The following is a 4,526-nucleotide window of genomic DNA, read 5'->3' as shown; positions in this document are numbered from 1 at the left end:
GCGGCGGCCCCGTCGACACCCAATTCATCTACGGCATCTGACCACCACACCCACCACGGCGGGACCCGGACACCACCGGATCCCGCCGTGGCGGCAGTGGGGTCAACCGTGCCTCGATCGCGCCGCACTCGCGCTCCCGGTCGGGAAGGAACGTCGTCCCGAGCAGGTCCCGGACAGCCGCGCAGTGCTGCCGGGCGGTCTCCGGCTCACCCTGGCGGATCGCCACCTTCGCCCGCACGATGAGGGCATCGCTGTGCAGTGCCCGGTAGGCGTTGCGGGAGGCGATGAGGACGGCGTCCTCCGCGGTCCGGCCGGCCTCCTCGGCGGCGCCCTCGAGCAGGGCGGCCTCAGCGAGGCCGATGGCCGCCTGGCACTCGAAGTACTGGAAGCCCCGGTTCCGGCTGATCGACAGGCTCTCGGTGAACCGGGCACGGGCGTCATCGACAGCCCGGCTTCCCAACAGCGCGAAGCCCAGCGTGTTGAGGGTGGCCGCCTCGGCCCGCAGGTTGCGCAGTTTCCGGGCCAGCCGCAACGCCTCGGCGGCGTTGTGCACGGCCGACACCCACTCGTGCAACTGTCGGTCGAGCTGGCTCAGCTCGTCGAGCACCGACAGTTCACGCAGTGTCGACCCGGTGCGACGGTAGTGGTCGAGTGCGGTCTCGAAGTGGGCGCGTGCGGGCTCGAAGTCTTCCATCTGTCGCAGGACCATCGCCAGGTTGTGCCGGTTGGCCATCGCCGACGGATGGCGCGCGGACCTCTCGTTCAACTGCTGAGCCGCCGTCAGGTAACCGGCCGCCTCGGCGAGCTGCCCCCGTTCGTGGCACAGGGTGCCCAGGTCGTTCAGGGTCACCGCCCGAACGTGGTGGAACTCGGGGCCGTCCCCCAGGGTCAGTGCCCGCTGGTAGAGCTCCTGTGCCTCGTCCGGATGGCCCAACTCGGCCTGCACGAGCCCGAGGTTGTGCGACAGGTACGCCTCGCCGACGAGCCAGCCGCTGCCCCGGGCGGCCTCGATACCCCGGCGGTAGGCGTCGGCGGCCAGGTGGTGCTTTCCCGCCGCCCAGTGTGCCTGCCCGATGGTCTGGTGCATGGCGGCCTGAGCCAGCACGTTGCCCGCGGCCTCCGCGGCGGCGAGCCCGGCCGACCCGGTCGCGAGCCAGGCGAGCACGTCTCCCGAGACGAAGAAGTAGCCGCGGAGCTGGTCGGCCAGTTGCCAGGACCGTGCGCCGTGTCCGTCAGCCGCGGCGACCTCGACGGCGGCGAAGAGGTTCGTCGCCTCCCGGCTGAGCCATCCCGTCGCGGCGTCGAGGTCGGGAAAGGGGTTCCCGGTCGGGTCGACATCGATCGGCAGCCGCACCATGTCGGCATAGACCAGGTCCATCGCCGATGCGGTTCGCGCCAGGTACCAGGTGTAGAGCCGGCCCAGGGCCGCGGCGCGGTCGACGGGCGTCTCGCGGGTCTCGCCGGCTCGCAGCGCGTAGAGGCGCAGCAGGTCGTGGTACCGGTAGCGGCCCGCCCCGCCGGGCTGGAGCAGGTTCTCCGCGACAAGGTGCTCCAGCGTCGCCCGGACGCCGCGCTGCTCCGTGCCGAGCAGCGCGGCGACCGCGGCGGCCGAGAAGTCCTCACCGGGGATCAGCGCGGCGGCGTGGAAGACCTCGGCCGCCGCCGCCGGCAGGGCGCGGCAGCTGATGGCGAAGCTGCTCGTCACGGTACGGTCGCCGAGGCTGAGTCGGGCGAGCCGCAGCCGCTCGTCGGTCAGGCCCTGGAGGACCTCGGCGACCGTGGTCCCCGGTCGGCCCGCCAACCGGCCCGCCATCAGCCGCACCGCGATCGGCAGTCGGCCGCACGCGTCGACCAGGGCCTCGGCGTCCCCGCGTTCGGTGTGGACCCGGGCCGCACCGAGCTTGATCCGCAGCAGGTCCAGCGCCTCGTCCGACGTGAACACCGGCAGGAGCGTCGTGGCGGCGCCGTCCAACTCCGCACACTGGTTACGGCTGGTGACCAGGACCGCGCTTCCGCCCGGACCCGGCAGCAGCAGGCGGATCTGGGCGGCGTTGTGCGCGTTGTCGAGCACGATCAGCACCCGTCGGTCGGCGAGCACGCTGCGGTAGAGCGCGGCGGCCTCGTCCTCGTCACCGGGGATGGCACGCGCCTCGACCCCGAGTGCCTTCAGCAGTCGGGCGAGCCCGTACGCGACCGCGACCGGCCGGTCGTCGCCACCGCGGAGGTCGAGGTAGAGCTGCCCGTCCGGGAAGTCCCGCCGGAGTCCCCAGGCCGCCTTCAGGGCGAGGCTGGTCTTGCCGACGCCGGCCATGCCGGAGATGACGCGGACGACAGGTGAGCCGTGCTCCGGATAGCGGAACGCGCGTTCGATGTCGCGCAGCTCCTGAGCGCGTCCGCAGAAGTCCACCGGTGGCGCCGGCACCTGCTGCGGCGTGACGGCACCACGGATGTCCACCGGCGTACCCGCGCTCCGATCCCCCGGCCCGCCGATCACGGCCTGCCGCGCCTCGATCAACTCGCGGCCGGGGTCGACGCCCAGTTCCTCGGCGAGCCGCTGGCGGACACTCTCGAAGGCTTCGATCGCGGCGGCCTGCTGACCCGAGGCGGCGAGCGCGACGACCAGCCGCGCGTGCAACGACTCGTGCCACGGGAACCGCCCCGCCAGCCGGCGCAGAAGCGGGAGGACCTGCCGCTGCCGGTGCACCACCTCCCCGAGAGCCGCCAGGCGCACGGCCGCCTCCACGCGCTCCTCGGCCAGCGCAGTGATCAACGGATCACCGGCGAGTTCCGGCACGTCCTGGGCGGCGTCGTCGCCGCGCCACATGTCCAACGCGTCGAGGAGCAGCTCGAAGGCGCGCCCGGCGGGCAGGGCCGGCGCGCCCGCGTCGAGAAGACGGGACCGATAGGCCACCAGGTCGAGTCGCTCGGCATCGGCCCGCAGTTGGTACCCGCCCGATCCCAGGATCACCGACGGTGGCTGGTCCGGGTGCGGTGTCGGCTCCAGCAGGCGACGGATGCGACTGACGTGGGTCTGCACCACGTTGGCCGCCGACGCCGGCGGCGTGTCCCCCCACAGGAGATGGATGAGCTCCGCGCGGCTCACAGGGCGGCCAGGGGTCAGCGCGAGGCGGGCCAACACGACACGGTGCCGTCCGGTCCGGAGGTCGGTGGGCTGACCGTTCCGGGTGACCAGCAGCGGCCCCAGCACAGAGATCCGGGCCGGACCGGTCGCCTCCGGTCGCTCCCGCTGCGGCGGCCGGGCGAGCTGGGTCATCCGCACGCGGTCCTCGTGGTGAAGGCCCAGAGCGTCCGCGAGCGCCTGCAGAGAACGTCCTCGCGGCCTCCCGCTACGCCCCTGTTCGAGGTCACGAACCACACCGACGCTGACCCCGGCCCGATCCGCGAGATCGGCCTGGGTCAGGCCGCGGCCGACCCGGGCGCGTCGGAGAAGCTCGCTGAGGCCGCCGTTCCCCCCGTCGTCCATCGTCGACTCCCCCGTACGCATGATCGTCAACCCGTAGGGCCGCCCCGCGGCGCCCCCGGCGGCTGGCTCATCGACGGGTAGCCGGCGACCGATGCCGCCGGCGGTGTGACGATCCGACTCCTACCTCTGTCCGGACAGATCGTAGTACGAGTTTCACTACAGGATCTGTCCCTCCAGTCAGGCGTCAGGAGCGCTCCGCACACTCTGGGGCGAGGCGAGGCGGCAAGCACGCCGGAACAGACGAGGAGAACATCTTGCACTCATACGCTCGACGAGGTGGCTGGTGGGCCCGCCGGTCAATGGTGCCGGTGGCGGTGCTGGCCGTGGCCCTGGCCGCGATGCCGACTGTGGCGTCCGCGACGCCGGACGCCTCCGCGCTGGACCCGGCCGGGCTGGCGGTCACCGCGGTCCCGGGTGATCCGGCCCTGCCCGACTACCCGGGCCTGACGCCGCGGGTGGGAGCGGCCGCCGCGGTGGGCACCACGCCGACGCCCTGCGGCGACAACGGTTCCGACAAGGACATGCAGCGATCGGACGCGGTCAAGCGGGCACGCAGCTGGCTCAGCGTGGGTGGGGTCCCCTACAGCCAGAACCGCTGCTACGAGAACCAGTACGGCGACTACCGCACCGACTGCTCGGGGTTCGTGGCGATGGCGTGGGGTCTCGGCGGCTCGGGAAGCGCGTTCTGGACCGGAAACCTGGACAGCAGGTCACACACGATCGCGCGTGGTGACCTCGCCCCGGGCGACGCGCTGCTGCGGCACACCGGGGATCCCAGCGAGAACCACGTCGCGCTGTTCGTGAAGTGGAGCGACTCCGCGCACACCGCTCCGGTGGTGATCGAGCAGACGGGCAGCTCGGACACGATCGAGCGGACCTGGTCGTCCAGCTACGCCGGGCTCTACACCCCGGTCCGCTACGACAACATCCTTGAGGACGTCTCCCCGGAGGACGTGCCGATCTCGGGTGACTGGAACGGCGACGGCATCGACACCGTCGGCGTCTACCGACCCAGCAACTCCACCTTCTACCTCCGCGACAC

At 72.3% G+C, this 4,526-nt stretch carries 1 protein-coding gene and 2 pseudogenes; 1 reads left to right on the top strand and 2 read right to left on the bottom strand.

Going from position 1 to position 4,526, the window contains the following annotated elements; all coding sequences use genetic code 11:
• Positions 1–28 precede the first annotated feature (28 nt).
• Together AB0B02_RS31795 and AB0B02_RS31790 are read right to left on the bottom strand one after the other, a co-directional pair.
• On the bottom strand, positions 29–3,274 hold the full coding sequence (locus tag AB0B02_RS31795; protein ID WP_281940425.1) for a BTAD domain-containing putative transcriptional regulator: 3,246 nt from the start codon (positions 3,272–3,274) through the stop codon (positions 29–31).
• Between the two features lie 18 nt (positions 3,275–3,292).
• Positions 3,293–3,484, bottom strand: a pseudogene (locus AB0B02_RS31790) (helix-turn-helix transcriptional regulator); the annotation flags it as partial.
• 254 nt (positions 3,485–3,738) lie between these two features.
• Here AB0B02_RS31790 and AB0B02_RS31785 point away from each other — a divergent pair.
• A pseudogene (locus AB0B02_RS31785) lies at positions 3,739–4,526 on the top strand (hypothetical protein); the annotation flags it as partial.

This window comes from Micromonospora sp. NPDC049240 (genome assembly GCF_040647835.1).
Taxonomy (GTDB): Bacteria; Actinomycetota; Actinomycetes; order Mycobacteriales; family Micromonosporaceae; genus Micromonospora.
This window is presented reverse-complemented; position numbering and strand designations above follow the sequence as displayed.

What these genes read in the sequence shown, in the direction of transcription:
- AB0B02_RS31795 (WP_281940425.1), bottom strand. Translation starts at nt 3,274, where the DNA reads ATGACCCAGCTCGCCCGGCCGCCGCAGCGGGAGCGACCGGAGGCGACC.